General features: G+C 61.8%; 25 protein-coding genes. 10 read left to right on the top strand and 15 right to left on the bottom strand.

Features of this window, described 5'->3' with window-relative positions; genetic code table 11:
* Window positions 1-39 precede the first annotated feature (39 nt).
* Complete coding sequence (locus DK391_RS44435) at window positions 40-465, top strand: hypothetical protein (RefSeq protein ID WP_162600918.1); 426 nt, start codon at window positions 40-42, stop codon at window positions 463-465.
* Between the two features lie 102 nt (window positions 466-567).
* Here the strand turns inward: DK391_RS44435 and DK391_RS27590 are convergent, their stop codons facing one another.
* Both DK391_RS27590 and DK391_RS27585 read right to left on the bottom strand, forming a co-directional pair.
* Window positions 568-2,544 carry an alkaline phosphatase PhoX gene (locus tag DK391_RS27590; protein WP_109481180.1) on the bottom strand — a complete coding sequence of 659 codons (1,977 nt, stop codon included), beginning with the start codon at window positions 2,542-2,544 and terminating at the stop codon, window positions 568-570.
* Between the two features lie 166 nt (window positions 2,545-2,710).
* Window positions 2,711-3,412, bottom strand: a complete 702-nt coding sequence (locus DK391_RS27585) for an SDR family NAD(P)-dependent oxidoreductase (RefSeq protein WP_109481191.1) — start codon at window positions 3,410-3,412, stop codon at window positions 2,711-2,713.
* Window positions 3,413-3,744: 332 nt separating this feature from the next.
* On the opposite strand from DK391_RS27585, the gene DK391_RS27580 reads away from it, so the two are divergent.
* Window positions 3,745-4,254: a hypothetical protein gene (locus tag DK391_RS27580; RefSeq protein ID WP_239482971.1), complete on the top strand. Its 510-nt coding sequence runs from the start codon at window positions 3,745-3,747 to the stop codon at window positions 4,252-4,254.
* Here DK391_RS27580 and DK391_RS27575 read toward each other — a convergent pair.
* The gene (locus DK391_RS27575; protein WP_109481179.1) at window positions 4,209-5,216 is read right to left on the bottom strand and encodes an AraC family transcriptional regulator; all 1,008 of its coding nucleotides are present in this window, start codon (window positions 5,214-5,216) and stop codon (window positions 4,209-4,211) included. The genes DK391_RS27580 and DK391_RS27575 overlap by 46 nt on opposite strands.
* A 233-nt stretch (window positions 5,217-5,449) precedes the next feature.
* Here DK391_RS27575 and DK391_RS27570 point away from each other — a divergent pair, with 233 nt between their 5' ends.
* Window positions 5,450-6,052 carry a phosphatase PAP2 family protein gene (locus tag DK391_RS27570; protein WP_109481178.1) on the top strand — a complete coding sequence of 201 codons (603 nt, stop codon included), beginning with the start codon at window positions 5,450-5,452 and terminating at the stop codon, window positions 6,050-6,052.
* A gap of 6 nt (window positions 6,053-6,058) precedes the next feature.
* Here DK391_RS27570 and DK391_RS27565 read toward each other — a convergent pair whose 3' ends face one another.
* Together DK391_RS27565 and DK391_RS27560 are read right to left on the bottom strand one after the other, a co-directional pair.
* A complete protein-coding gene (locus DK391_RS27565; RefSeq protein ID WP_109481177.1) occupies window positions 6,059-7,882 on the bottom strand; it encodes an FAD-dependent oxidoreductase in 1,824 nt (607 codons plus the stop codon).
* Between the two features lie 259 nt (window positions 7,883-8,141).
* Complete coding sequence (locus tag DK391_RS27560; protein ID WP_109481189.1) at window positions 8,142-8,459, bottom strand: DUF4148 domain-containing protein; 318 nt, start codon at window positions 8,457-8,459, stop codon at window positions 8,142-8,144.
* Window positions 8,460-8,699: 240 nt separating this feature from the next.
* On the opposite strand from DK391_RS27560, the gene DK391_RS27555 reads away from it, so the two are divergent.
* The 4 genes from DK391_RS27555 (at window position 8,700) to DK391_RS27540 (ending at window position 10,759) form a co-directional block, all read left to right on the top strand.
* Entirely contained in the window at window positions 8,700-9,044 is a 345-nt protein-coding gene (locus DK391_RS27555) for a cupin domain-containing protein (protein ID WP_109481176.1), read from the top strand.
* Between the two features lie 150 nt (window positions 9,045-9,194).
* A complete protein-coding gene (locus tag DK391_RS27550; protein ID WP_109481175.1) occupies window positions 9,195-9,902 on the top strand; it encodes a glycine zipper 2TM domain-containing protein in 708 nt (235 codons plus the stop codon).
* A gap of 131 nt (window positions 9,903-10,033) precedes the next feature.
* Entirely contained in the window at window positions 10,034-10,321 is a 288-nt protein-coding gene (locus tag DK391_RS27545) for a hypothetical protein (RefSeq protein ID WP_109481174.1), read from the top strand.
* Between the two features lie 153 nt (window positions 10,322-10,474).
* The gene (locus DK391_RS27540; RefSeq protein ID WP_109481173.1) at window positions 10,475-10,759 is read left to right on the top strand and encodes a hypothetical protein; all 285 of its coding nucleotides are present in this window, start codon (window positions 10,475-10,477) and stop codon (window positions 10,757-10,759) included.
* Between the two features lie 7 nt (window positions 10,760-10,766).
* Here the strand turns inward: DK391_RS27540 and DK391_RS27535 are convergent, their stop codons facing one another.
* Window positions 10,767-11,711, bottom strand: a complete 945-nt coding sequence (locus DK391_RS27535; RefSeq protein ID WP_109481172.1) for an alpha/beta fold hydrolase — start codon at window positions 11,709-11,711, stop codon at window positions 10,767-10,769.
* 240 nt (window positions 11,712-11,951) lie between these two features.
* On the opposite strand from DK391_RS27535, the gene DK391_RS27530 reads away from it, so the two are divergent.
* Window positions 11,952-12,392: a zinc-finger-containing protein gene (locus tag DK391_RS27530; protein ID WP_109481171.1), complete on the top strand. Its 441-nt coding sequence runs from the start codon at window positions 11,952-11,954 to the stop codon at window positions 12,390-12,392.
* Window positions 12,393-12,412: 20 nt separating this feature from the next.
* Here DK391_RS27530 and DK391_RS27525 read toward each other — a convergent pair whose 3' ends face one another.
* From DK391_RS27525 to DK391_RS27495, 7 genes are all read right to left on the bottom strand, one after another.
* Complete coding sequence (locus DK391_RS27525) at window positions 12,413-13,123, bottom strand: DNA-3-methyladenine glycosylase I (protein ID WP_109481170.1); 711 nt, start codon at window positions 13,121-13,123, stop codon at window positions 12,413-12,415.
* A gap of 172 nt (window positions 13,124-13,295) precedes the next feature.
* Window positions 13,296-13,628 (bottom strand): transposase, encoded by a 333-nt coding sequence (locus DK391_RS27520; RefSeq protein ID WP_109481169.1) that lies wholly within the window; start codon window positions 13,626-13,628, stop codon window positions 13,296-13,298.
* Window positions 13,629-14,323: 695 nt separating this feature from the next.
* Window positions 14,324-15,559, bottom strand: a complete 1,236-nt coding sequence (gene flgE, locus DK391_RS27515; RefSeq protein WP_109481168.1) for a flagellar hook protein FlgE — start codon at window positions 15,557-15,559, stop codon at window positions 14,324-14,326.
* 26 nt (window positions 15,560-15,585) lie between these two features.
* Complete coding sequence (locus tag DK391_RS27510; RefSeq protein WP_109481167.1) at window positions 15,586-16,281, bottom strand: flagellar hook assembly protein FlgD; 696 nt, start codon at window positions 16,279-16,281, stop codon at window positions 15,586-15,588.
* Between the two features lie 23 nt (window positions 16,282-16,304).
* Window positions 16,305-18,290: a flagellar hook-associated protein FlgK gene (flgK, locus tag DK391_RS27505; protein ID WP_109481166.1), complete on the bottom strand. Its 1,986-nt coding sequence runs from the start codon at window positions 18,288-18,290 to the stop codon at window positions 16,305-16,307.
* 124 nt (window positions 18,291-18,414) lie between these two features.
* Window positions 18,415-19,911 carry a flagellar filament capping protein FliD gene (gene fliD, locus DK391_RS27500; protein WP_109481165.1) on the bottom strand — a complete coding sequence of 499 codons (1,497 nt, stop codon included), beginning with the start codon at window positions 19,909-19,911 and terminating at the stop codon, window positions 18,415-18,417.
* A gap of 260 nt (window positions 19,912-20,171) precedes the next feature.
* Window positions 20,172-21,299, bottom strand: coding sequence for an NADH:flavin oxidoreductase/NADH oxidase (locus DK391_RS27495; RefSeq protein ID WP_162600919.1), 1,128 nt, complete (start codon window positions 21,297-21,299; stop codon window positions 20,172-20,174).
* A gap of 249 nt (window positions 21,300-21,548) precedes the next feature.
* On the opposite strand from DK391_RS27495, the gene DK391_RS27490 reads away from it, so the two are divergent.
* A complete protein-coding gene (locus DK391_RS27490; RefSeq protein WP_109481163.1) occupies window positions 21,549-22,235 on the top strand; it encodes a response regulator transcription factor in 687 nt (228 codons plus the stop codon).
* Between the two features lie 23 nt (window positions 22,236-22,258).
* Here the strand turns inward: DK391_RS27490 and DK391_RS27485 are convergent, their stop codons facing one another.
* A complete protein-coding gene (locus DK391_RS27485; RefSeq protein ID WP_239482969.1) occupies window positions 22,259-22,744 on the bottom strand; it encodes a response regulator in 486 nt (161 codons plus the stop codon).
* Window positions 22,745-22,774: 30 nt separating this feature from the next.
* Window positions 22,775-24,568 carry an ATP-binding protein gene (locus DK391_RS27480; protein WP_275426835.1) on the bottom strand — a complete coding sequence of 598 codons (1,794 nt, stop codon included), beginning with the start codon at window positions 24,566-24,568 and terminating at the stop codon, window positions 22,775-22,777.
* Between the two features lie 850 nt (window positions 24,569-25,418).
* Between DK391_RS27480 and DK391_RS27475 the strand changes: the two genes are divergently transcribed.
* A complete protein-coding gene (locus DK391_RS27475) occupies window positions 25,419-25,682 on the top strand; it encodes a gamma-glutamylcyclotransferase (RefSeq protein WP_109481161.1) in 264 nt (87 codons plus the stop codon).
* Window positions 25,683-25,685 lie beyond the last annotated feature (3 nt).

Here is a 25,685-nt window from a genome sequence, read left to right as displayed (position 1 = left end):
TTTGCCCGCCGGGCTACCGGTCTTGCTGCGGCGCGTCTGATGCATGCACACAGCGTTTGCGCTGCATCGCTGCAAATAGTGACAGACGGGGCTGTCCTGTTGCGCGGCGTGAAAGAAGCCGTGAGGAAGCGAAAGGCGCGCTTCAATTCATCCGGAATGGATCGTTCTTCTGTTTGCCGGCGCGTGAACCTCATGCTTCGGCAGGGGCGAAATCTGGATACGGAACTTCCAGATTGTGGCAGGCAAGCCGTGGACTTACGCTCCACTCAAACGTTTGCCGATGTCGATCTTCCGCTCTCGCATTCGATAGGAGACAGCATGCTTTCCGCTTTGGTTGAAACGGTTGGGGCGCTCGGGATTCTGGCGAGTGTCGTGGTCAAGGTCGCCGAATGGCGGAAGCAGTATCGGATCTATCAGCAGCGGCGGCGCCACGAAACCAGACGCCCAGAAAAAAACCCCTCCTGAGAGGGGTCGATGAATCGACTGCGAACCGGGCCTTTCAACCAGCGCGCAGCAACATCAAATTCCCCGCGATGAGACCGGTGGGGATCGCCGCAAGCGCGACCGTCAGGCCAGCTTGATGGCGGCGGGATCGGCAGTCAGATATCCGACCGCCGCGCCAAAGCGATCCTTGTAATTCGCACGAACCAGCGGATCCAGCGTCGTCTGCACCTTGGCGTGGACACTGCCCCAATCGCCCGCGTGCTGGAAGTTGCTCATCATGTAGGTCCAGCCGTTGATTTCGTCGACGGCATGCAGGCCTGTCGATTCAGCGCCCGCCGGACAGGACAGAATCCGCGCCAGCGACTTCGTATCGACGTTGTACGCCCACAGGAAGTTGTTGACGTGCATGCTGCTGTCTTCGCCGATGAACAGCGTGCGCAGCTTCTCGGAGAACTTGACGTTGTCCGGGTTAGCAATCTTGTCCGGGTTCGCCGTGTTGCCGAGGGCATCGGCAGCGATGTCCTCGCCGACCAGCGCAGCAGGCGCGCTCATATCGACAGGCACCCATTCGCTGTTGATCGCCGCGCCGCCCAGGTCGCGCTGGCCGCCCTTCATGTTCAGCGCGTACACGGCGCCTGACGTAATCGCCTTGTCGAGCGCGATGTCGGTGGAATGCGCGTTGCCACGCACCATCGACGACACGATCTGCGACATCGCCGAATACAGGATCTTGTCCTTCGCGTTGACCGTCGTGCCTTCGAGTTTCGTGAAGCCCATGCTCGCGCCCATCAGCGCGGCGTAGCGGTGCGTCTCGAGGAACGCCGCGGCCTTCTCCATGCCCGGCTTCACATAGATCCAGTTGAACTGGCCGCCGACGTGAATCTGCGTGTACTTCGGATCAGTCGGCGCCGGCGCTGCCGTGACGATGTCCATGATGTCGGCGTTCGTCAGCGAGTTGGCGAGCGCTTCGATTTCAGCGCTGGTCGCGTGGCCCAGGTTCAGCCACGTCAGCGTCGCGCTGCCCGCACCCGCCGACGAGGTTTGCGCCCACTTCGCCACATACAGCGTGCCCGCCGACAGGTCCGCTTCCTTGTCAGCGACAAACATGAACAGGCCGCCATTGGTCGCGTCGTCGCCCATCAGCACGGTGCGCTTGTCGGGCATCACCTGAATCAGTTCGTGCGAAATGCGGCCGAGGCAGTAGTGCTTCTTCACCGTGCCCGTGCCGTCCGGGTTCACGGTGATTTCGGGCAAGTGCCCGTAGTGATACGGATTCGCCGTCGTCGGGCTGCCGTACAGGTTCTGGCTGTACGCCTGGAACTGCGTGTTGGTCGCGATGGTCGCGGCGTCCGGCTCGTACTCTTCGCTCGACAGATGCGTATTCCACGGCGACAGGCTCGCGCCGCAGGTAATCCACAGTCCGTGCGCGCCCGACGTATCGACGTTCGAATAGCTGACCAGCGTGAGCTTGCCGGTGGCGGGATCCTGATCGAGCGTCAGCACGGCGATCGGCGACGGCAGCTTGCCGTACATGTCGACGGCATTCTGGTCGCGTGTCGTGTATTCGAACTGCACCACGGCGAACACCGGGTTGCCCTTCACACCCTTCACGGTCGGCTTGTCGAGGCGAATCAGCGAGGTGCCGTCCGGGCAGTCGGAATAGAACTGACGCTCCTTGCCCGCCACCGACTGATCGATGATCGGCTGGTTGTTGATGTCGAAGTAACCGCCCGCGACGATCGTGCCGCCCGTCGTGTTCGGCACCGTGTCGCCCGTCATGAAGAACGGCTGATACGCGAGCTTGTACGTGCGGCTGCTGCCGTCGCTGAACTGCGCGGTCATCGTCGAGGCGACCGTGGTGGTGGCCATCGCAGCCGGGTTGGCCAGCGACGGCGCAGCCATCGCGCCAAACGATGCAGCCGTGAACGTAGCCGTCGAGGGAACGGGCGTTGCCGCCGTCGGCGTATCGCCAGGGTGGCTGTTGCCACCGCCGCAGGCCGCCAGCAGGGAGGCGGCGGCCGCGCTGCCGAGCGGCAGCATCGGTGCGCCGGCGATGATCTTGAGGGCCTTGCGGCGTGTGTAATCGAGTGGCTGCGCCATGTTCTTGTGATCCATTGTTGGGGAAGAGTGGGTTGGCTTTAACAATCAGCCCACGCCGTGGATCAGCAGGTCCATGGCGCGCCGTTCATGACGCGCCAATTTAATGAAAGATTATGAAATCTATTTGACAGGCATTTGTAATATTAAGAAGTTCATGCGGACATGCTCACACGCGTCCGGCGACAGGAATCAGCGCGCCCGTGATGCACTGCGCTTCCTTCGACAGCAGAAACGCGATCACCCCGCCGATCTGCTCCGGCGTCACCCAGCGCGTGAAATCGGCGTCGTGCATGTCGGCGCGATTCTGCGGCGTGTCGATGATGCTGGGCAAAATCGCGTTGACCGTGGTGCCCTTGTCCTTGAGTTCTTCGGCAAGCGCTTCCGTCAGGCGCATCACGCCCGCTTTCGACGCCGCGTAGGCGCCCATTCCCATGCCCGCCTTGCATCCCGCCATCGCGCCGATGTTGACGATCCGTCCGCCCGCGTTCTTCGTCACGTGACGCAGCGCCGCTTTGGACGCATTGAGCGTGGTCTTCACGTTCACGTCGAACATGCGTTCCCAAGTGTCGGCGCTGCCATCGGCAACCGTCTCCCAGCTGAAGCCGCCCGCCACGTTCACGAGTGCGGTCAGGCCGCCTAGCTGACTGACGATCGAATCGACGGCGCGTTGCGCGGCATCGCGTTCGGCGAGATCGACGCCGCCCACGATGCACGCCTGTGCGAGCGATGCAGGCAGACCGGCAGGCGCCCTGCCCCGGCCGATCAATGCGACCTTTGCACCGCGTTCCGCCAGCACTTGTGCTGTGACGAGACCGAGATTGCCGAAGGCGCCCGTAATGGCGACGATGGTTCCATCCAGACTGTTCATGAAGTACGCGCTCCCAACGCAGGTCATGGCCCAAAAACGCGCGCGCCCTGTCACGCGACGGATCGCGGCGCAGGGCGCGCATTCGAAGACAGTGTTGTCGCAAGGCTGGCCGACGTCAATCGACACAAGCGCGAGCGACATGCCGATGCTCGCTGGACGCCCGGCGACACGCGCCGGACGCACGGCAAAGTCCGCACGGCACGCCCATCAAAAAAGGACGCCCGGACAAAGCGCGGCGACGCGCGGACAAGAGTCATTGACCCGCTCTGCCGCATAGTGGTTCTCGAGACGGCATCGGGAATTCACGGCCTCTCTTCACAGGAGGCTTTGTCATGCGCTTGTTCATCCATCAACTGTCCGACTCGCAACAGCGCCGTATCGGCGATGTGTCCCATGCACGCCTGCTCGCACATCTGCACGACGATCCGTTGCTGCGCGAGAGCCTCACACTGCTGCCGTCAGTCATGCTGATCGCGCTGCTGCACGTTCATACGCATCTCGGCTGGGACGCGTGCTTCGCCGTCGCGCGGCAGTTGAATCACGATCACGGCCGCCACATGCGCGAACTCAGCACGGCACTCTCGATGCTGAAAACGCTGCGCGGCACGCGCGTGCTCGATCCGCTCGTATGGCACGCCGTGGCGCGGCGCGTGATGCACGCATTGTCGAGCGAGCTTCACGCGTGGCGTTCGCGGCATGCGCGCGCCTCTCCACTACGTCGCGCGCAACTAGTGCGCATGGGTTCGGTTCGACGCAGCCGCCCGCTGCGCAAGCGCGAATGGCTAGCCCTGCCGCCTTACTGGCTCGCCGCCAGCGCCTCCGCGCCCGTCACCTGGCTATGACGCTTGCGCCATGCAGCGGGCGGCTGCCCGAACTCACGCCGGAACGCACGATGAAACGCCGATTCCGATTCATAGCCGACTTCCTCCGCGATCGCCGCAATCGCCTTGTTGCTGTACGAGAGTTCCTGCGCGGCAACGATCAAACGCCAGCGCGCGAGGTATTGCATCGGCGGCTGGCCTAGCAGGTCGCTGAACCGCGCCGCGAACGCCGAGCGCGACAGGCCGACCTTGCGCGCCAGTTCATCGACGGTCCAGTTGTAGGCGGGTTGCGCGTGGAGAATGCCCAATGCACGGCCAACGAAGCGGTCTTTTACGCCCGCGAGCCAGTTCTTGCGATCGGCGGGCAGATCGTCGATGCAGCGCCGCACGGCCCACACGAACAGCAGTTCCGACAAACGCGACAGCACGATCGCGCTGCCTGCGCGGCGTTGCGCCGCTTCGCTGGCAGCGTAGCGCAACGATGCTTCGATCCACGCAGATTGCGGATCGTTGCGCACATCGACCTTGAACAGACGCGGCAGCGAACCGAGTACGGGATTGCTCAGCGCATCGTCGCAAGCGAGAAAGCCGCACAGCAGGCGCGTCGTCGTGCCGCCACCGCCATACGACACGTTCAGTACGTCGCCCGGCATGGCGGCCAGTTGCGATGCGAGCAGCGGCCCGGCGGGAACGGGCACGACATCGACCGCGCTTCCCATGATGTGCGCTTCGCCTTGCGGCACCACCAGCAGTTCGCCGGCGTTCACGCAGATGGCGGGATCGTCGCTATCGGGCAAACGCGCCCAGCACGTCCCTTCCGTGATCAGATGATAGGAGACGACGCGCTCGGACTTCGGCAGATAGGCGGCGCACAACGCCTGATCCGTGTGGCCGAGCAAACCCCACGGCGCCGTCAGCTCGGCCTGGAGATAGACCGCGCCGCCCAGGCGCACGACGCGCAATACGTCGGAGACCGCATCCATGAAACACCGCCCTTCGTCTTCGGCAATCTGCTAAAAGACGGCTTGCGTGCTGCCTTTTGCAAGTTCAACGAAAGGATACTCCGTTCGCTCCGCGGAAGCGGCTGCGCTGCCGCATACGTCGCAGCACGCGTGGATTCGCGGTCCTGAACATGAGCTAAGGGTGACATAAGCTTGACCCGGTACGATCGGCCGGACCTATTCCAGCCGCGTAAGCATCACGCCACGATTGCCGCATGAACACACTCGAAGCGTTCAACCAGACGCTCTTTCTCGCGATCAACGCGACACCGTCGACACCCGACTGGCAGATCGATCTCGCGTCCTTCATCGCCGACTATGTGATCTATCTCGTTCCACTCGTGCTCGCCGCGCTCTGGCTATCAGGCAGCCAGCAGGCGCGCGCAACGGCGCTGCGCGCATGCAGCGTCACGCTGCTCGCGCTGGCGTTCAATCAGTTCATTGGCTTGATGTGGCCGCACCCACGGCCTTTCATGATCGGCCTGGGCCACACGTTTATCGAACACGCGCCCGACTCGTCCTTTCCCAGCGACCACGGCACGGTGTTCGCGTCCATCACGCTGACGTTGTTGCTCGCGCGCCTGCGCCGGCACGGCGCGATGATGCTGATTGCCGCGCTGGCCGTCGCGTGGGCGCGCGTATTCGTCGGCGTGCACTTTCCGTTCGATATGGCGGGTGCCGTGCTGGTCGCGTGCTTCGCGTATGCCGTCGTGACGCCGATGTGGTCGCTGATGGGCGACTCGCTCACGGACCTGTCGGTCGCGCTGTATCGCAAGATGCTGGCGTGGCCGATTGCACGTGGATGGCTTGCGCAGTAACGAGTTTCAGCGCGAACCCGCCGCAAGCTGCTGACGCGCACGCAGCACGCCGTGAATCTGCGCGACCACCCCCGCGCCTTCACCGACTGCGGCGGCCACCCGCTTGGTCGATCCCGAACGCACGTCGCCGATCGCGAACACACCGGGCACGCTGGTTTCGAGCGTGAGATCGACGTCTTCGTAGCCGTCGTGCACGGATGAGCCTGTGCGGATAAAACCCTTGTCGTCCGTCACGACGTTGCAGCCTTTGAGCCAGTCGGTGTTCGGCACGGCGCCCGTGAAGAGAAACAGATGCTTCACGCTGAATGTCACATCGCCTTGTGGCGAACGGCAATTCACTGCCGTCAGCCCGGTGTCGTCGCCGTCGAGCGAGACGACCTCCGTGAACCTGTGCAACGTGACGTTAGGCAGCCGCGCAATGCGATCGATCAGATACCGCGACATGCTCGCCTCCAGCCCCGGCCCGCGCACCAGCAGATGCACATGATTCGCGTGCGAGGCGAGATACACGACGCCCTGTCCCGCTGAATTGCCGCCGCCCACCAGCACCACATCGAGCGAACGGCACAGCTTCGCTTCGACGGGCGACGAGCCGAAGAACACGCCATGCCCCGTCAGCCGGTCGAGGCCATCGATGGCAGGCTTCCGGTACGCCGCACCCGAAGCGATCACGACGGTATGCGAGGCGATCCGCTTGCCGTCCGTCAATTCCACTTCGACGGGTATCCGGTCGCAGTGCAACGCGCGCACGTGCGTCGGAATGGAAATATGCACGCCGAACTTCTGCGCCTGCACGAATGCGCGACCCGTCAGCGCCTGGCCGGAAATACCTGTCGGAAAGCCGAGATAGTTTTCGATGCGCGCGCTTGCGCTCGCCTGCCCGCCCGGACCACGGCTATCGAACACGGCCACCGACAATCCCTCCGACGCCGCATACACGGCCGACGCCAGCCCCGCCGGTCCCGCACCGACGATCACGACGTCATACACATGCACGGGATCGAATTCAGGCAGCCAGCCCAGATGCGCTGCGACGCGGTTTTCATCCGGCGCGCGCAGAACGGTGCCGTCCGGGCAGATCACGATGGGAAAATCGGCCTTGCACGCGGAAATGCGCTCGAGCAAGGCGACGGTATCGGGTTCGTTGTTCGCGTCGATGATCGAATAAGGGTAGGCGTTGCGCCGAAGCAGCCCTTGCAGCGAAATCATGCGTGCGTCGGTCGTATCGCCGACCAGCACCGGGCCGCTGCCGCTTTCGATCAAACCCACGCGCCGCAAGATCAGCGCGCGCATGATCTTCTCGCCCAGTTCGGCTTCAGCCACCAGCAGATGCCGCAAACGCGCGGGCAGCACGACGAGCCCGGTCGTGTCTTCCAGCGCGTGGCCATCGCCGAGACAGGGATGGCCGTACAGCTGCGCGATCTCGCCGAGAAAATGGCCGGCGTGCTGCTCGGTCACGCGATGCAGCTTGCCCACGGCATCGCGGCGCGCAACCTGCACCAGTCCGCTCAGGATCACGACGAGTCCGGGACTCGGCTTGCCCATCGTGAACAGTGCTTCTCCCGCCTTCCATGTCGCTTCGAAACCGAACGCGCGCATTCGTTCGACTTCACGCGCGGACAGCGACGGGAACATCTGATGGATACGGCTGGATAGCGGCGAAAAGGCGGCGTCCGATTCGATCGAATCGATTTCCTGCGCGCTATGGTGCGACACGACGTTCTGCGCATCGCCGAGACGGAAGCGGCCAAACAGTGCACGCGCGCTCTCTGCGGCGCGTGCTTGCGGATCGTCCGTTGCGTCCTTCGATGAACCGTCGTCGCTGCCCATGAGCGCGCCTTTATGTGGAGCACGTTGGAAGAGGCCGTGCGGCGCGATTGATGGCTTTCGGATACAGATTTACAGCGGTGTGCAGCGCACGGGCTTCCAAAGATTAACCACGGATCCCGCAGATGGCAAATGAAGGCAAATGAAGTCAGATCGCTTGCCAGAAAAACAAACCGCGACAGGCGTTCCGTCGGATGACGGCGCGTGTCGCGGTCGACAGGGTCAGACAACTGCGCCGGCTATCGCGCCGGCGCCTTAGAGCTTAGTGATGCACGAAAACCGGCACCGAGTACGAGCTGGGCGCAAACGAAGCGCGTTGACCGGCTTGCGATGCACCGTCTGCTACGCCGCCTACGCCGCTATCGACGCCATTGGCAGCCTGTACTTTCGCTTCCGCAGCCTGAATGTTGGCCGGATATTGCGTATCGCTGCTGTTCGAAGGGACATAACCCGCCTTTTCCAGCTGAACCAGCTGGGCGCGGACTTCTGCGCGGGTCACCGGCTGGCTGGACTGGGCGAATGACATGACGGGAACAGCGAGGACAGCGGCAACTGCGACAGCCTTGATGAGCGATTTCATGATCATTACCTCCAGGATTCGTTTTCGGATGCTTCGAACTGTTTTGTTCGTTGCGTTGAAAACATTCTAGGAGTGTGGGACTTGCAGATAAACATCCGATCAACCAACTCACAGTTTCAGGAAACGAGATAAATCGCCCGAAACTGGTGCGTCATGCGTTTCGGATCGTGAGCAATGGCCGGGCGCGCGCTGCGCCCGGAAAACATGATGCAATAGCGCATGAAACACACGGGAGACGACATGAACCAGCCACCCGCCGCGCCGCGCTTTCTATCCGTCGATGCGCAAGCGCTTCCGTGGACGCCATCGGCATGTGCCAGCGGTGTGCAGATCAAGAACCTCGGCAAGGCCAATGGCCGCGCGATGCAACTCGTGCGCTTCGATGCGGGCACCGTGTTCCCCAGACATCTGCATACGGGGCCGGAGTTCATCTACATGCTCGAAGGCGAAGCGGTTCAGAACGGCGAGCGTCTGCTGCCGGGATGGGTTGGCATCGCGGAAACAGGAACCGTTGAAGAGGGCTTCAGAAGCGATACCGGTTGCGTTTTTCTGCTGATCTACGATCTCGCGCAGCGCTTTTGCTGAGCGCAATTCGAGCGAGCGCAACGCGGCGATAACGCGACGCTGGCAGCGCGGAAACACTCGCTACAAACGCTTACAAAGCCGTTGCGGCTACGCGTGCACCGCCATCATCTGCGCGACGTTATTGCAGGCACACACACCGTGGAGCCAGCAATGAACACCAACGTCACGAACAGCATGCCGCAACGCAACCGTATTCATCCTTTGATCGCGGGCGCGGCAGTGTCCGTGATACTCGCCAGCGTCACGGGCGTGGCGGCGATCACCGGCATCCTGCCTGTATCGCATGCACAGCAATCGGCCAGTGAGCAGAGCACGCCCGTTGCGGCACAACCGGCGAGCGCGCCCCTCGCAGTCACGCAGCAAACCGGCGCGGTCCAGCAGGCGACGGCTGCACAGCCCGTCGTGCAACCCGCGCCCGTCGCGGCGCCGCGTCCCGTGCATCACACGTACAAGCCGCATGTCGCGCCGGCTCCGCAATATGCAAACGGCGATTACTCGCAGGCACCAGCGCGACAGGTCGTTGCCGATCCCTATGCAGGCGAAGTCGTCGCCATCAATCCCGTGCAAACGTCCGAGCCGACCACAGGTCTCGGTGCCGTGGGCGGCGCCGTGGCAGGTGGCCTGATCGGCAACCAGTTCGGCGCGGGACGCGGCCGCATTCTTGCGACTGTGGCGGGCGCCGTCGGCGGCGGCTTCGCTGGTAACGGCATCGAGCACGCGGTGCGCAAGCAGACCAGCTATCAGGTGCAGGTGCGCATGCAGGACGGCAGCTATCGCAACTTCACGTATGCGACGCAACCGCAGGTGCAGATTGGACAACGCGTGCATGTTTCGGGCGATTCGTTGACGGCTTCGTGAGCCAGCGGGCAGTTACCTGGCGTTACACCCGCAACACGATGGATGCAACATGAGAACGACTGCATTTCTACAATGCGCGTCACTCGCCATCGAATGGCATTTCCAGCCAACGCGCTGAACGGAGCAACACGTTGAAACGCCTGACACTCATCTGCACTGCCGGCCTCGCCGCTGCGTGCGCGTCCACCGCAGCGCTTGCTCATGTCGATGTGGGCGTGTCCCTCGGCATACCCGCGCCCGTCTATGTCGAGCCGGCACCCGCGGTGGTGTACGCCGCACCGCCGCCGCCCGCCGTCTATGCGCCCGCGCCCGTGTATTACGGCGACGGCTACGGTTATGGCTACCGCGACGATCGCGGCTGGCACGACCACGGCCGTCATCGCGGCTGGCACCATCATCACGACGACGACGACGATTGAGACGGTTCGATCCCTGTCTTCATCGGCACGCTCGACGTCATCACGCGTTGTGGATAACTGTCACAGCCAGCACGGAATTCAAATAAAGCATTGCCACGCACGTAGGCTCCATGGTAGCAGCACGTCGCAAAGTTTTATCGACAGGAGCATGCGGTGAAGAGATCCGCCGAAAACAAGCTACAGGTGGTAGCAGTACGCGTAGACCCGGCGATCGAACGGCGGCTGCGGTTATTGGCCGAAGTCACGGGACGCCGGCAATCGTTTTTTCTGCAGCAGATGATCGAGAACGGCATCGCCGCGATGGAAGAGAACTGGCTGCCGCCCACTATCCTCGCGCAAGTCCGCGACGGCACCTTGCCGCCGCGCGAACGTGAGCGCGCACCCGCGCCGGATCTGTTCGGCGATCTGTTCGCCGACCAGGAAAGCGAAGCGCGCTGAACGGGCGCTAGCGCTCGCGCGTGTCGAACGCCTCGCGGATCGCTGCAACGAGCGCTTCTGCGAGACGCGGCTCCGACGCGAGATGCCCCGCATCGACAAAGCGGCCACGCACGTCAGGCACCGCGCGCATCAGGCGACGCAGATTATCGGGCGGACAGACGGGATCGTGCGAGCCGTGCACTGCGCGCACCGTCACGCCTGATTCCGCTGCCCGTTTTGCCAACGCGATCAGCCGACGCTCGCCAAGCCAGCAGGCGTGCGCGAGATAGTGCGCCTGGATGCGGTATTTCGCCGTGACCGGCTGATTACGCCTCGATGGGCTTTTTCTGCGAGCGTCATCCGTGCGCGTCAAAACCGCGTTTTCATAGGTGCGCCACGCGGCGGCGATCTGGTCGGCATGTTTGCGCGTTCCCGATCGCGTCGAACGCAATGAGCGCAGGCAAACCGATGGCAACGCAGACGTCCGCTCACATCGCGTGGCCTTCATCAACTCGCGCCATGCATCCGGCGCACGGCAACGCGACGTCACGAACAGGCGTCGCACTTCGCGTCCAGAGGTCAGAAACAGCCCGCGTATCGCGACGCCGCCAACAGACGCGGGATGCGTTCCCGCATAAGCGAGCGCCAGCGCCGCGCCCCATGACCCGCCCACAACGCCCCAACGTTCGATACCGAGTTGCACACGTATCGCTTCGAGATCGCGGATCAGGCGTTGTGTGCTGTTGTGGCGCACACTGCCGTGCGGTTTCGATGCGCCCGTGCCGCGCTGATCCACCATCACGACGCGAAAGCGCGTGAGATCGAAGAGACGCAGCATGCCCGGCTGACTGCCGCTGCCGGGGCCGCCGTGCAGCATCACGACCGGCACGCCGCCTTCGTCGCCATGCAGGGTCCAGGCGATGGTGTGGCCATCGAGCGCAATCGTTCGATGCATCGTGTTGTGTGAACGCATGTCGGCCAGGTCCGGCTCACGTGAGGTTGATGCGCGGCGCGGGTCCAGAAAACTGCATCATCGCACGCGCAGTTCCCGACGGTCATGCCGGGCGCGGCAGCGCTTTTCCTTCTGCCTTGCATCGGCACATGGCGCGCGATCCAGACATTGCTTCAGGATCGACAACTGGTATCGTAGTCCGTATCAACCACTCACCATTGAGCGTTGCATGAAGCAAGTCAACCCGACCGGGGCGCAGCCATGCGCGTAGGCAAACCCGTCAAGGCGCTGCCGCAGCCTCTATGCGACTACTGCGGCGCGAAGGCCGTGCTCGCGCGCGCAGGCGACGAGCCCTATCCCTATCGCGATGATCATGGTCCCGTCTGGGTATGCGCGCCGTGTCAGGCGTGGATCGGCATTCACGCGCGCAGCACGCGCAACGTGCCGCTCGGACGTCTCGCCGATGCCGCACTGCGCGACGCGAAAAGCCGTCTGCACGACGCGCTGGAACCGCTCGTCGCCGGCAAGGTGCGGCGCGACGGCGTCAATGCGTTCGAAGCGCGCTCCAAGGCGATCCGGTGGGTCGCAAGCGAGCTGGGTTTCGATCCGCTGCCCAATTCGATTCACATGCTCACACCCGATCAATGCGATCAGGCGCTTCGCTATGTCGAGGCATTCATGGCTGCGCGACGCGGCAGTTGAGCCGCATCCGGCAGCGTGATTCAGTCACGCGGCCAGACGCCCGAACTGCCGCGGCGATGGCTGTCGACCAGATGGGTATCCACGATACCCGTCGCTTCCATCAGCGCATGCATCGTGGTCGGTCCGACGAAGACGAAGCCGCGCTTGCGCAAGGCCTTGCTCAACGCAACAGACTCATCCGACGTGGTGGGAATCTCGGCGATCGTGCGCGGCGCCGGGGTCGCGTGCGGCTGGAACGACCAGATCAGCGCAGCGAGACCGCCGTCTTCGCGCAGGCGGATCGTCGCGACAGCATTGGTGATGGTCGCGAGAATCTTCGCGCGGTTGCGGACGATGCGCTCATCGGCCAGCAGGCGTTCGATGTCCTTCTCGCCGAAGGTCGCCACCACGTCGGGATCAAAGCCGGCAAATGCGTCACGGAACGCGTCGCGCTTGCGCAGGATGGTCGCCCAGGAAAGGCCCGACTGAAACGCTTCGAGACTCAGGCGCTCGAACAGGCCGCGCTCGTCGCGTACAGGCATACCCCATTCGGTGTCGTAGTAATGCTTGAGCAACGGATCGACGGCGGCCCACGGCGGACGGGCAAGACCGTCAGCACCGATGATTGCGTCGAGCGGTTGCGGCCTGATTGGGCGTGCTGTCTTTTTTGCGGCAGCAGGCGCTGTCTTGACAGCGGGCTTCGATGCAGTTTTCTTGGCGGCGGGTTTCTTGGCGGCAGGTGCTTTCTTCATTGGCGATAGCCATGGCGGGCGTTGGGTCGGCGGCTCGTGTGCAGGAGCGCGACTATTGTCGTCTCGCACGCCAACCCTTCGCAAGCACCCCGGCCACAAAGCCCATCGCCGCAGACAGGCGCTACCGCGCGGCTCTCTCGAACCGCGCCGGCTTCATCGGCGTGTGGTTGGCTCAGGCGGCCAGTTGCGCCGTGCACCCGGCACTGTCGATCACAGGCAATGGATTACCTATTGCGAGTAACTCGTGCACCTTGCTTAACGTGCCATCGCGACGCCATTCCAGATATTTTTTATAACAGGTTTGCGTTGGCGGGAAATTCGCTGGTAAATGCTTCCAGCTGGCTCCTGTCGTTTCAATCCAGAGAATGGCATTAAGAATCTGACGTGGATCGCCGCGCCGTCTGCCCACGCTTTGCACTTCATCCTGCGTGAACAGCGTTTCGACGAGTTTCCAGTCTTCGTCCAGTAAAGCAAACTGCCAATGTGCACCACCGTTGATATTCATGTTGGCCCCCCATTTGTTGAAGGGTTTCTCTCAGTTCGTTCGCGTGTCGCGAATCTTCGTAGTTGACTGCTCCAGCACGTCAATCATGCACTTCTTCTGAATAATTTCAACAGAGAAATCGCTTCCACATTCAAGTTGTCGCAATTTTCCAAAATGCGGGACATATTAGACGGGGCGCAAACGTTTGCCTTAAACGACCTCATAATTAATCAGGAAAATTTTCCCGACATGATTTTAAAAGTAATGGCAAGCCAAATAAAAACTTATTATTCATAGATAAAAAATCGATCCAGCGGCGAATAAATAGGAGATTTAATCGGAAGTCTTACGCGTATTTTTAAAAATCAAACGTACGCTCGACAAAACGCATGGCAATAAAACCGCATGCACAGCTGCGTGCGCCTTATTGTTCGAAAGCAACGATTTGTGTTTTCGCCGCCGCTCGCTTTTTTGAAGGCGCGTACTTGACTACCCTTTCGGCATTGAAAGAAGCGATGTCTTCCCCGCTCGCTTCAGGATGAACGCGCGATACCGCCAGGGAAGGTTATCTGCGTCACGAGCCCTGAGTCCTTTCGTACCGGTTGGGATTCAGTTTCGACGCAAGGCGAGGCGATCAGCCTCGCCTTTTTTACTCTGCGCGCCGCCAATGGCGGAACGCGAAGAGCGCTGACATCCAGCGCTTTTTTCCTTTGCACCTACAGATTGATGAGCGTGTTGTCGATGGCCTGCTGCGTCTTGATCGTCTGCGCATTCGCCTGATAGTTGCGTTGCGCGGAAATCATGTGCACCAGTTCGCTGGTGAGATCGACGTTCGAGGCTTCGAGCGCGCCGCCTTGCAGGCTGCCGTGATTGGTCGAACCGGGCGCGGACACCTGCGGCACACCGGACACCTGCGTAGCGGCGTACTGGTTGTTGCCAAGGTTCATCAGGCCGTTCGGATTGGCGAAGGTGGCCAGCGCAACCTGCCCGATCACCTGCGTTTTTTTGTTCGTGTATGTGCCGATCAGCATGCCATCGGAATCGACGGAAAAGCTCGCGAGGCGGCCCGATTCGAAGCCATCCTGATCCAGTGCGTTGATGCCGCTTTTGCCGCCATATTGTGTCGTGCCGGCAATGTCGAGCGTGAGCGGCTGAGGCGTAGCGGAACCATCCGTGGTCGGAACAGTGAAGTTGAACGCGAACGGCCTGGCGGTCGGAGCGCCCGCTGCATCCGTGGTCGTGAGCAGGTTGCCGGAAGTGTCGAACTGCGCGCTGCCCACCCGCGCGATGGTGCCGTTCGCCGTGCCCGCGTAGACATCCCAGTTGCCCGCCGACGTCTTCACGAAGTACATGTTGACGTCCTGAGACCCGCCCAGCGAGTCGTACACGGGAACCGACGTCGCATAGTTGTAGCTCGACGAATCGTCCTTCGCAAAAGGCGTCGTCTTCGGCAACGCATCCTGCGCATTCAGATTCAGCCCGGCGGTGATCGATGTCGTCGCCTTGGGCGGCAGGTTGCCCATCGGAATTTTTAGCGGCACGGTTGAAGCCGTGTTGACGACGCCGGAAGCATTCGCCGCGTAGCCCATCAGGCGCTGCCCGGCGAAGTTCACGAGATAGCCGTCACGCATTTCGAACGAACCGTCGCGGCTGTAGGTCAGCACGCCGTTGCTTTCCATCTGGAAGAAGCCGTTGCCGTTGATGGCAATATCCAGTTCGCGCCCCGTGCTCATGATGCCGCCTTGCGTGAACTGCTGCTGGACAGCCGCAAGCCGCGTACCGATGCCGATCTGGTTGTTGACGGCAGTCGCGATCGAATTGGCGTACATATCGGAGAAGCGTGCGACGCCCTGCTTGAAGCCAATGGTGTTGGCGTTGGCGACGTTATTGCCGATCACGTCGAGATCACGCGCAGCACCCGAAATCCCGCTAAGACCTTGTTGATATCCCATGTTGGTTACCCTGTTTCGTTGATCAGTTAGACGATGGCGGAGATGTCGCCGAGTTGCGCGAATACGCCGTTGGACAGCGCGAGCCGGAATGAGCCGTCGGGCTGCTTCACCACGCCCTGCACGACCGACGCAGCGAGCGTCTTGTGTGTTTCGCTATTGCCGCTGCGGGTCGTCGAGGTGGCGGTGAACGTATAGGTGCCGTCGGGCAGGTCTTCTCCGTTCGGCCCCTTGGGTTCCCAGCCAAGCGGGATCGTGCCCGCCGACTGTTTGCCCAGATGCAGGGTGTCCACGACACGCCCTGCCGAATCCTTGACGACGATGTCCAGATTGTCGACATCGTGATCGAGCTGCACGCCGAAGCCCGTCGACTTGCCTTCGACCACGGCTGTCGTATTGCCGGGCGCGAGCACCGTCGCACCGATCAGCATCGACATTTCCATTTGCTGATTCGCGCCCAGTTGCGCCGCCAGCGCCGAGAGTTGCGTATTGAGCTGCCCGATGCCCGTTACCGTGTTGATCTGCGCAAGCTGGGAAGTCATCTGCGAGCTGTCCATCGGGTTGGTCGGGTCCTGGTTCTGCATCTGCGCGATCAACAGGCGCAGAAAGGTGGCTTGCAGATCCGCGCCCGCCGGGGCGGCTTCCTTGCGGCTTGCCGTATCGACTTGCCCGAGCAGATCCGTCGCAGGCGCCTTGTCGCGGTAGTACGTGTTCTGGGTTTGCATGTTGAATACCTGTCGTGGTTCTTCTATCGCAGGATCGCCAGCACGGTGTCGAACATCTCCGACGCCGCCTGGATGACCTTGCTGTTCGCCTGATAAAGCTGCTGGTAGTACTTGAGGTTGGCGGCTTCTTCGTTCATGTTCACGCCCGCCACCGACTGCTGCGCCGCCGATATCTGATTGACGGTCGCGTTCTGCGCCACGGCGGCGGCCTTCAGTTCGTTGGCCGTGTTGCCGATGTGATTCACGTACTTGCCGAAAGCACTCGTGAGCGTCTGTCCGCCGTGATAGGCATGCCCGGTCAGAAGATTGGAGATCGCCTGGGCGTTGCTGCCGTCGCGCGTCGCGCCGTCGTTGCGGCCGATCACGAACGAATCGCCGTCGGCGGGTTTGCCCGTGAGCTGGACCGTGACGGCATTCATGCCGCCAGGATCCGTCGACGTAATCGTCATCGACGCGCCCTTTGCCGGGTCGTACGGCACGGGCGTGTCGGGATCGGTGATGGTGATGGTGGTCGGCGGCTTGCCGTCGATCGTCACCGTGGAGCCAACGGGAAAACCTGTGAGCTGGCCCGGCGCGGGTGTCGCCGCGAAAGTGAGCGTGGTGGGCGTCGCGGGAACCGAGAACGCCGGATCGCTCACACCCGTCGATATTTTTGCCGTGCCCGTGTTGCTGGTCGCGCCGCTGCCCTGCACGGGCGATGCGGCGGCAATCGCAGATCCATCCGTGATGGCAAGGCCGAAGCTGTTGAGTGCGCCGCGCGCGGGCAACACGGTGAAGCTGTCGCCTGCGGCCATTGCGCCCGTCAGTTCGAAGTCGAGTCCGCCGATGGTCGCGGGCAAGCTGTTCGATGTCCCGACGACATTGCCCGTCGCACGATCGGTCAGCGCGTAGGTCGTGCCATCGAACGAGAGCGTGTAGTCACCCATGGGCGGCTTGACGGCATCGCCGAATGTGACCGACAGCGCACCGTTGCCCGTGTTCTTCGCGTTGGCATAAACCGTGGGATTGCCGAAGCTGAACAGGTTCTGGCCCTGGCGTCCGTTCAGGTCGAGGCCCATCGCGTTCTGCCGGTTCACCTGTTCCGCGAAGCTCACGGCAATCGCGCCAAGCTCGGCCTGGGCGGGATCGAGTGTTTCGCGCCGGTAGCGCAGCAGCCCGCCAAGCACGCCTTCCCTGATGCTCGCATCGGCGAGATCCACGGGTGTCGGCGCCGGGTTCGCGCCCGATCGTCCAAGCCACGCGACCGACAGTTCCGTCGGGTCCGCCGCCGACCTGACGGCGCCCAGTTCATAGCTGGCCGAGCCGACCACGAGCGGTTGACCGCCCGACATGAAGACGCTGACGCCATCGCTGGAATTGACGATCTGGCCGCCCGTCAACTGCGTGAGCCTCGATACAGCGAGGTCGCGCTGGTCGAGCAGATCGTTAGGCGGCTGGCCACCCGCCGACGCTTTCGCAATCTCCGCATTGAACTGGGCAATCTGCTTCGCGTAGGCGTTGATGTCCGATACCGTGCCTGCGATTTGCGTATTGGTGCTGGCGCGCAACTGGTCATATTGCTCGCCTGCCGCATGCAACTGGTCGGCCAGCATCTGCGCCTTGCTGATCGCGCTTTGCCGCGTGGCCGTGCTGGTGGGATCGTTCGCCACTTCCTGGAGACCGGTGAAGTAGCCCGTGATCGCCGAGCCGATTCCGCCCGTCGGATTGCCCACCAGATTGTTCAACTCGGCAACGAGGGCGAAGTACGTGGTGAGCGAACTGCTTTTCGCCTGAGCGCTGTTGAGTTCCGTGTTCAGAAACTGGCTGTATGAGCGCTGGATGGTCGCGGTCGTCACGCCTTGAGGCAGGTAGCCCGACGACGTGTAGTGGCTCGCGCTTTCCTGATACACAGGCCGTAGCCGCGAGTAGCCAGGCGTATTGACGTTGCTGATGTTCTGGCCCGTGGTTGTCATGCCCCACATGGCGGCGTTGAGTCCGCTGAGGCCGACGTTCAGGAGGCTGTTCGACATGTGCTGCTCCCAGGCGGCTCTTTTCGAGCCTTGGAAAAATGACGATGAATGGCGACGAATGACGAGACGGGGCCGCTGCGCCAGTCAACGTGGCGCAGGGCATTCCGTGTCGTGTCGTGATGGTTTAGCGCGCGTTCAGCGTGCCGCTGCTGTGATCGCCGCCGAACAGTTGCGTCAGATAGCGCGCGTTGTTATTCATTTGCGCCATCAGGTTGTTGAGCGCGGTGAACTGCGCGTTGTACTGGTTCGTCAATGTTTCGGCGTAGCTCGCCAGGCGCTTTTGCTGCTCGGTGTAGTTCTTGACCTCAGCGGAGATCGATTGCAGCCTGCTGTCGATGACGCCATTGCTCTTGACGAATGTCTCGACCCGGCCCGCGACCATCGCGGCCACACCCGTCGACTCATTGAAAAGCGTCGCCACCTTGTCCGGGCTATTGGTCAGCGCGGACGTGAGCGCGGCATCGTCGATGGCCAGCTTGCCGTCCGCCTGCAACGACACGCCGATCGCGCCAAGGCTCACCGTGCCTGTACCCGATGCCACGCCCTTGCTGATCAGGCTGGCCAGGTCGCCGCGAATGGTGTTCATCATCGAATCGCCGAGTAGCGGGCCGGCCTGAGACCCTGCCGCCGCCGCGGGATCGAAGGCCGTCAGTGCGGCGGCTGTGCCGATGTACTTGTTGTACGCGTCGACGAAGGCCGTGATGGAGGCCTTTTGCGCAGCGATATCGCGCTCGATGGACAACGTTTGCGTTGTACCGACGGCCTCCGCGCCCAGCGAAAGCGTCACGCCATTGATCGCGTTCTCGACCTTGTTGCTCGCGCTGGTCACGCGCATGCCGGCGATCACGAGCGACGCATCCTGGCCTGCCACGCTTTGCGTCCAGCCCGACGCGGGATCGATGGCCGTGTGAGGCGAAACGGTCTTGCCCGGATCGCGCGGATCGACGGTGCTGACGGAGCTCGCGACATTCAGACGCGACAGACCCGCGTCCGTGCTGCCATTGGCGAGCGTCACCGCTACCGATATGCCCTTTTCCACACCCGTTTCCGTGGAGCGCAGCACGAGGTGCGCGCCGTCGGTGCCGTTCACGATGGTCGCCGTGACACCCGTGCCGCCCGCTGCCTTGTTGATGGCAGTAGCGATGCCGGCGAGAGTGTTGTTCGTGCTGTCGATGGCGACCGTGATGTCTTTGCCGCCCACGGTGAGCTTCAGCGTGCCTTCGCCGAGCGGCGCTTTCGCGTCGAAGGCGCCGGAACTGATGCTCTGCGCGGTGGCGATGGCGTCCACCGTGACGGAATAGCTGCCCGCTACGGCATCCTTGCCCGTGGTCGCGGCCAGACCCTTGCCATCGGCCTTGCCGACGTAGCTCGACATCGCGCCGCTATTGAGCGCCCTGGCGGCGTCCTGCAAGGCAGACAGCGCGCCTTTGAGCGCGCCGATTGCCGACGTCTGCGTTTTGGCGAGTGCCTGCTTCGAAGCCAGAATGCTGCCCTGCCCGGCAACCTTCGATGTGACCAGCGCATTGACGATCGCGGCGACGTCGGTGCCCGAACTGGTCGACCCGCTGATGATTGACTGAACCGCAGACTGCAAGCCTGGCGTGTCGTAGATGGATGACATGGTGTTGTCCGTTGGCCTGATTTTTATGCGCCGGCCAGTGGGCGGACTGCGCCATCGCTTGCGCCCCGTTCGCGTAGCGATGGCCACCTGCATGGCCGATGACAGCTCACGGAACGCTTTCACAGCATTACGCTTGCCTTTCTTTATTATTACAATGCAGGACGCGGGAAATCGTGAATCTCAAGCGCGACACGCGGGATCGAAATATTTTTGGCGAAAACCGCGCGCAGAGATTGAAGTCGTGATAGCGCGATCCAGAACTAGACGTTCTCGGCTGATGCGCCTGTTCTTGCGAGCAGCCAGCTATATTGGCGCGGCCATCCGTCGTAAGCGTCGGCTTCGAGTTGTGCTCTCGCGTGCAGTGGCCAATTGGGGTTGTGCACAGCTTCGCGGGTCACGCCGATAAAGTCGGCGCGGCCCGCCGACACGAACGCATCGAACCGGGCCGGGTCGCCGCCGCAGTTCACTGCCATCGTCGGTATCACGACGTTGCGCCGGAACTGTTCCGCGTGCAGCAACGTGCTTTCCATGTTGCGTCCGGCGCGCTGCGGGTTGCCCGTGTTCTCCAGCAGATCGGGTGCCGCGCATTCCACGAGATCGACGCCGATGGCCTTGAGTTCGCGGACAAAATCGATGGCTTCATCCATGCCGTATCCGTCGTCGACACTCGCGAGCGTAGGCACGCTGCACATCAACGGTTTGTCAGCAGGCCAGATTGCCCGCACGCGCTTGAGGATGGCCAGCGGATACGCGCGCCGCCGGTCGGCACTGCCGCCATAGGCGTCGCTTCGGAGGTTTGCATTCGCTGACAGGAATTGATGCAGCAGATGCCCGTGTGCGCAGTCGATCTGCAGAACATCGAAGCCCGCGCGGATCGCACGGCGTGCGGCAGCCTCGAACGCCGATGCCACTTCTTCCAGCTGCACGGCGCTCATGGTCGATGGAACCGGCCAGTTCGGCGCCGCGGGAATGGCCGAAGGCGCCAGGGTCTGCCACGGTGTCTCGCCGCGTATCGCTTCCGTTTCGCTCAACTGGCCGCCACCTTCCCACGGCCTTTGCAGGCCCGCCTTGCGTCCCGCGTGTCCAAGCTGAATGGCAGCAATCGCCCCCTGCGAACGGATGAACGTAGCGATGCGGCCAAGCGGCGCAACGTGGTCGTTCGACCATAAACCCAGGTCACCGTACGTTGCTCTGCCGCGCGCCTCGATCGCCGCCGTCTCCAGCATCACCATGGCAGCGCCGGATTGCGCGAACTTGCCGTAGTTCACCATGTGCCAGTCGTTCGCCAGGCCTTCGATGGCGGAATGCTGATTCATGGCGGTGACGACTATTCTGTTTGGAATGAGTACCGTGCGCAGCTTGAGAGGAGAAAAGAGCCTGGATTTCACGTTCAGATTCGACAGTCCAATTACCTGCCGGAATCTAAGCGATTCTGTTTCGAGAGGGATGCAGTCTATGGCGAATTATTATTTCGCCCGAAACGAATAATCATGCCAGGCGAAGCTCGTAGAATGCCGAGGCGCGAGCATCGCTTCCCAACCGCACGCATTCAAAGCCGCCGTGCATGCTCTCGCTACGCACGGTTCGAAATATCGCACTAAGATGGTGATGGACCAACACGTCAGCCAGGTGACCAGATGTCCAGTGGAAGCTCCACACCTGTTCCGGGCAAACCGGGGATGTCGAGTCTGCATGATGCAGTCGTCTATATCGTCGATGACGATGCCGCCGTCCGTCGGGCGCTCGCGACACTCATGCGCTCCGTCGATCTCAAGGCCGAAATATTCGGCAGCGCCGAAGAGTTTCTTTCCGCGCCCCGGCCAACCGGACCGTCGTGCCTGATTCTCGATGTCCGACTGCGCAACAGGAATGGCATGGCTTTTCATCAGGAGATTGTCGGGCTGGGATTGCGCATGCCTGTGCTGTTCATGACCGGGCATGGCGACATCGAGATGAGTGTGAAGGCAATGAAGGCAGGCGCCGTCGATTTCTTCGCCAAGCCGTTCCGCGACCAGGACATGCTGGATGCCGTCGGACAGGCGCTCGCCAAAGACGCCACGCGACTCGATGCCGAGCGGGCAATCACCGCGTTGCGCGAGTCGTATGACTCGCTATCGAGCCGCGAGAAAGAAGTGATGCCCTATGTGCTTGCCGGCTTGCTCAACAAGCAGATTGCATCGGAGTTGAAGCTGAGTGAGATCACGGTCAAGGTGCATCGCGGCCATATCATGCACAAGATGAACGCTCGCTCGATACCGGATCTCGTGCGTAAAGCAGAGAGCCTCGGCATCAAGCCGCATGGCTTTGAAGGTCTGCGATATTGAAGCGCGCAGGCGATGCTGCGCTTTTAAGGAACAGGTGTTGGCCCGCTGCCGATTGCGATGGACAACCAGTACGACATATCCGCCGCTCTATAAGGTTTTTGCAGCAGTACTAACGCACCGTTGACCGTGGCTTTTGCTTCGAGTGCTGGCGTGGGATAGGCGGTCACGAAGATGGTAGCGGGCGCATTGCCTTGCGCTAACAGATGCTCGTGCATTTCGATTCCGGACATGCCCGTCATCTTGATGTCCGAAACAAGGCAAGCCGTATCGGCAACTTCGCCCGACGCGAGAAACGCCTCTGCCGATTCGAACATGCGAGCTTCCCAGCCAAACGACCTGACGAGATTGCCGAGGGCTCGCCGAACGGCCTGGTCGTCGTCGACGATAGAGACAACTGGAACGCTCTGCAAAATTGTAGCCCTCTGATCTGCTCCCTGGTCGCGGTCAAACTTCAGCCGCCCGCTTTTATCGCAGATTACAACACTGACCTGATTGCCGCGATGATACAAACGTATATGCGGTTTAACCCGGTCACGGCGCTACGTCTGACTCATGCCAGAGCTCACGCAGGCGGGCAGACTGAAGCTGAAGGTGGCGCCGCCGTCGGCATTGTTCGCGGCCCAGATGCGGCCGCCGTGTGCTTCGACGATCGACGCGCAGATGGCGAGTCCCATGCCCATTCCATCTGAGCGCGTCGTGAAGAAGGCGTCGAACAGACGCGGAAGGCTTTCCTCGCGAATACCGGGACCGCTGTCGCGCACAGAGAGAATGACGTGGTCGCTATCGTCCCGTACGGCGCCGATCACGAGTTGATGTTTGCCCGGATTTGCCGACATCGCTTGCGCGGCATTGATGACGATGTTGATGAGCACCTGCTGCAGCTGAACGCGGTCGCCCATGACGGCGGGCACGTCGGATTCGATCCGCGTAGTCAGCGAGCACGATTGCCGTTCGAGTTCGAGACGCACGAGTGCCACGACTTCCTGCACGAGATCGGCGACTTCGATGGGCACCATCTCGGGCGGTGCGCCCTTCATCAGCCGCCTGACCCGCTGGACGATACCGGCAGCGCGATTCGCTTCATCCGTGATCTGAACGACGCAGCCTTCGACTTCTTCGAAATTGGGTGGCGTCCGGCGTAGCCAGCGCAGGCACGCCTCGCCGTTCGTCACGACAGCCGCCAGCGGTTGTCCCACTTCGTGTGCAATCGACGCGCTCAGTTCACCCAGTGCCGAAACGCGGCTCGCTCGCGCCAGCTCGCTTTCGATGTGACGCAGCTTCGCCTGGGTCGCTTTCGTCTCCGTGACATCCATCACGGCACCCACGAACTGACGCTTACCCGGCCCCGCCTCCACAGCGTGGCCCACCACATGTAGATGCTTGACGCGATTGTCAGGAAAAAGCAGCCGATGCTCGATGTCGAAGCGATCCGAGTCCGTCTTCACACTGGCGAGCATGCCTTCGAAGATCTGCACGTCGTCGGGATGAATGCGCTCGCGCACGAGTGCGATGGTTGGCGCGACCGCCACGTCCTGCTCGAATATCCGAAAGGCTTCGCCCGACCAGAACACGTCGCCCGTCGTCACGTTCCATCCGAAGCTTCCTGTGTGGCTGAGGCGCTGCGCCTCGGCAAGATACTGGGCCTGACTGCGCTGCACCAGTTCTTCCGCCCGCTTGCGCTCGGTGATGTCGTTATTGGTTTCGAGTATGGCTACGGCTTGCCCACGGTTGTCGCGCTGCAACGTCCAGCGGCTCGACACGATGACCTGCGCGCCGTCCCGCTTGGTATGAACCAGTTCGCCCTCCCAGTAGGCGTTCTGCGCGAGCTCGCGCATCAGTTCGTTGCGATCGGTCGGGTAAATCGTTTTCAGCAGTGAATCGGCGGGTTTGCCTATCGCTTCCTGTCCCGTCCATCCATACAGATCTTCGGCCGCCCGGTTCCAGAAGCGTATGACGTCGTTGTTGTCATGCACGAACACGGTGTCGTGCGTCAGGTTCAGCAGCCTCGCCTGCTCGCGTTGAACAGCCTCGGCGCGGCGAATCTTTCTGACAAGGGAAGTGACGGCGATCGAGGTGACCAGAAACGCCACCAGCGGTAGATAGTCTTGACGCTTTTCAATCGCGAAACTGAAAATGGGCGGCGTAAACAGCAGATTCAACAGACCTGCGCCGCACAGCGAAAAAATAGCCGACGACACAAAGCTGTCCAGCAACGACAGCAGCACGATGGCAATGAGCATGCAGAAGCCCGTAGTAGCGAGCCTTAGTTGCAAACTCATGCATGCCCAGGCAATCGCACACAGGAAGGCGCAACCGCCTGTCCAGAGCGTCACCAGATACGGCCACTCGCTTCTTCGTTCGGACGAACCCAGGCTTCCCACATTGGTCTCCCTGCGGTCGAACGACTGTTGTAGCCAGCGTCTCGACCCAATTCGTGACGTCGCGCTCAAGCACCAGCCAGATCCCGATGTAACGCTTCCGAAAGACGATCGATGAAGAGGTCGGAAATGATCTGAACCTCCATCATATACGGGCGTATATCTGCCGTCCCGTCAAGGTTAATGGTTTTCCTTGGTTGGTCTGCGTCGCACAAGCCGACTCATTTCGCGCCGGTTATACCGCTGTATAAACGTCCGACTCCATCTGACCATCGCCATACCGGACCGTAGAATGGATTCTCGTCCTCGCACTTCCTACGCTTAAGTCAACGCAGCGCCTGTGAATTCCGGATACAGGCGCCAGGCGTCCGCACATGCATTGGTTGCCTGCGTCAACGCGGTTTTCGCACAGCGCATCAACCTGGTTGCTGATCCAACAATCTCAACGTTGAACGAGGACGTACATGTCACATGTCTTGCACACCTGGATATTCATCGGCGCAAATGCTTATGTCGAGTACACGTTCGTTTCGTGGCTCGGCAGGAATGTGTATCGGCGCACCGTGCCTCTGTCTGTCATCTGTTTGCAATAACGGTTCGCGTGAGCCGGTTAATCCCGGCTTTCCAGCTGAAGCTGCAAATAACAGACTTCTGCCGTCCTGATTGTCGCTTTTTGGTAGCCAAAGCGTCTCCACAAGAGCGGTTTATCCGAACAGTCGCCGTCTTCATACTGTCGCCCAATCTGGGGTTGCCTCGTCGCGGGCCCGCCCCTTCTTTCATAGTGACCCATGGCGGGCGACGACAGATGGTGACCAGACAGACGATTGATTCGGGAGCGTACCTGCAACAGTTCACCCAGGACGCTTCCGCCAGCACCGTGGCGCCGCTGATCGAACAGGCAGCGGGACATTCCGGCACGAATGCCGATTACGTCCTGACGCTCGAACTCGACGACCGTTATATCGCCGATATCGTCGAGAGAATCACGCGCCGTGCCTCGCCGGCGCCGCATGTCTCCCACGGCGCAGCGGTTTGCCCAGCCGGGCAGCACTCTATTCTCGATGCCTGAGCA

This window comes from Paraburkholderia sp. C35, from assembly GCF_003121405.1.
Classification (GTDB): Bacteria; Pseudomonadota; Gammaproteobacteria; order Burkholderiales; family Burkholderiaceae; genus Paraburkholderia.
The sequence above is the reverse complement of the archived record's forward strand: the minus strand, read 5'-3'. Positions and strand labels throughout refer to the sequence as shown.